A 2,534-nucleotide genomic window follows, 5' to 3' on the forward strand; every position below is an offset into this window, starting at 1 on the left:
GAACGGCGTAAAGAAACACCAGCAATGGCTAGAAACTTTCTGAAAGCCCTTAATGGACTTTTTAATTGGGCAATTGACCAAGGTCTTTTAGAAAATAATCCAGCCTTAGGTGTTAAAAGACCAGCCCTTCACAACAAAGATGGGTTTGCTGTTTGGACAGAAGAAGATGTTGAGAAATATTATCAAAGATGGTCCCGTGGTACCCATGAACGCGTTTGGATTGATGTTCTTTTATATACGGGTTTGCGTCGTGGTGATGCGGTCCGCATTGGCTGGAAAGATGTAAAGAATAATATCATTCATCTTAAAACAGAGAAAAGTAAATTCCAAACAGATGTTTTTCTTCCTATTTTACCGGAACTAGCAAAAACACTTGAAACTGGTCCTATTGGAGAAGAAACATTCATTTGTGGTAAAGAAGGTAAAAAACTCGTTAAAGAAAGTTTTGGCAACCTTTTTCGTGAGGCTTGTAACGTAGCGGGAATCAAAAAATCAGCACATGGCTTAAGAAAATTAGCAGCAACACGCGCAGCTAACTCTGGTGCAACAGTATCACAACTCAAAGCAATTTTTGGCTGGACAGATGACGCTATGGCATCTCTTTACACAAAGAGCGCAGACCGTAAAAAACTTGCTCTTGAAGCCATAAAAAAGCTTCAAAAAGATGAGGGATAGAGGCAAAAAAACTCAATAGAATCAAGATTCACCTATTCCCTCATATTAGACATAACTATTTTATTTTACTTGCTTTTTATTTGCTCTCATCGCCCACCATTTTATTTTGTAAATAAATTTTTGTTCTAAACATACTTATGAATGAATCGGCTTTAAAAACCTTGTCTATTAAAGTTTATGCTTTCTGCCTCTGCATAATTTAGCGTTTTTAAGTTCTATTCTTGAAAAACTATGCAATACCTTAACAAGCTATCTATTGATCTAAGCGTATTGTTCAATAATATTTTCTTCCGTTCCAACTAACTTTTTGCTTATCCCACAAAAAAAAGTATTATAAATACACCTAATTTCCAGTCATATCTGGAAGAGATTTTAAACTGTCGATGCAAATCTTACATAAAACTTTTCCAAATAGTGCAAACCAGCCATTCCCTCCAAGATACCCTTTAGACGCACTAGATATCTGAATAGAATAAATATCTGGAAAGATAAAATAATTCAAAAATACACGCCCGCAAAGAATTTAATATAATTTATCAAATATTTTCAACTGAACCTTTCTTATTATTACGAATATCGGTCGTTAAAACTTAAAAAAATATTGCTTTGTGAAAAATTTTTAAACAGAAAAAACGATCATGTTTAAAAATGAAACCGTTAGATAACACACTCAAAGAATTGACTTATGAAGAATTATTTTAATTGAAATTTAAATAGTTTTACAAAGAACGCTTTAAAATGCGCATTAAAATGATTGACCTTTTACAAGAAATTTGTCAAAAAGCATATCCAGTTTGGAGGGGTGGCCGAGCGGTTTAAGGCACCGGTCTTGAAAACCGGCGTGCAGGAGACTGTACCGTGGGTTCGAATCCCACCCCCTCCGCCACAGCACTTTTGTCGTGCTATAGTGTAGCTTGCCTGTAGCTTGTGTAGCTTGTGTAGCTTGCCAGCGGGTTTTGTATATTTTGCCACTAGGTTTTGTACCAATTTATTTTTTTTCAAAGAGTTTTAAAGTGGTTCTCAAAGGATCTTCAAAGACCTTTCAAAGATCATTTAAAGCCTCTTTTTCTTTTCTGCTCAAAATCACAATTTGAGATGATCAATCAAATTGACTGATAATTTTTCTGTATCCTAAGCACATTATTCAGGACATCATTAAAAAGAAAAGCGTTTAAGCAATTCGGTCAACTTGACCAAATTGCTCTTCAGTCTGCAATTGTGCAATGTTTGCACCATTGCTCCTTTGAGGAATTGGGTAAACATTACCCTATTGCTGTACTCATGCAATTGGATCAACTTGATCCTATTTCTCGTTTTAGCAATTGGGACAAGTTGTCCCTATTCCTCTAAATGCCCTTCATCACCAATCAAAGGGTAAACATTACCCTTTGATTTTCTGTCACTCAGAGGTTTCCTTTTCTCTTGTTTTGTTTCCCTTGTCCGGTGTTTCTAGTGTGATTTCTGTGGTGTATCCGCTTTGTTTCTCATAGCAGTGGGTGACGGTCGCGGCTTTCCATGGACCATTGATTTGCCCACGAAACCCTTGAAGAAGCAGAGGTTGATCCGCCATGATTTCTGGGCGTCCCTCAAGGGTCAAAGAACCACTGCCCACAGCACGACACAACCTGTCCGACTCGGAAAGCAGCTCGTGCTTCCTCCTCACAAGTGTAACAAGTCCGTAAACGCCGCACGGGACCGCTAACCCCTGTCTGATGCTTAATGTGGCATTGCTGCCCTTTTGAGCGATCAAAATAAGAAGCTTCAATGGTGCCATATTGCGTGCGTGGCTCTAGGGTAAATTCCCAGTTGGAACAGTCGTGTTTATGGATGTCGAGTGCTGGTAAATTGTCACCGCTTAA

General features: G+C 38.0%; 1 protein-coding gene, 1 tRNA gene and 1 pseudogene. 2 read left to right on the top strand and 1 reads right to left on the bottom strand.

All coding sequences use genetic code 11. From position 1 onward, the window contains the following. Both ACFIKJ_RS08975 and ACFIKJ_RS08980 read left to right on the top strand, forming a co-directional pair. The coding region (locus ACFIKJ_RS08975; RefSeq protein WP_375670518.1) for a tyrosine-type recombinase/integrase at positions 1-675 on the top strand (675 nt) is incomplete at its 5' end. A 796-nt stretch (positions 676-1,471) separates the two neighbouring features. Next, a tRNA-Ser gene (locus ACFIKJ_RS08980) sits at positions 1,472-1,561 on the top strand. Between the two features lie 513 nt (positions 1,562-2,074). On the opposite strand, the pseudogene ACFIKJ_RS08985 reads toward ACFIKJ_RS08980, so the two are convergent. Next, positions 2,075-2,534, bottom strand: a pseudogene (locus ACFIKJ_RS08985) (late control protein); the annotation flags it as partial.

The sequence above is a fragment of the Bartonella sp. PS7NMGDW genome, from assembly GCF_042193585.1.
GTDB classification, from domain to species: domain Bacteria; phylum Pseudomonadota; class Alphaproteobacteria; order Rhizobiales; family Rhizobiaceae; genus Bartonella; species Bartonella grahamii.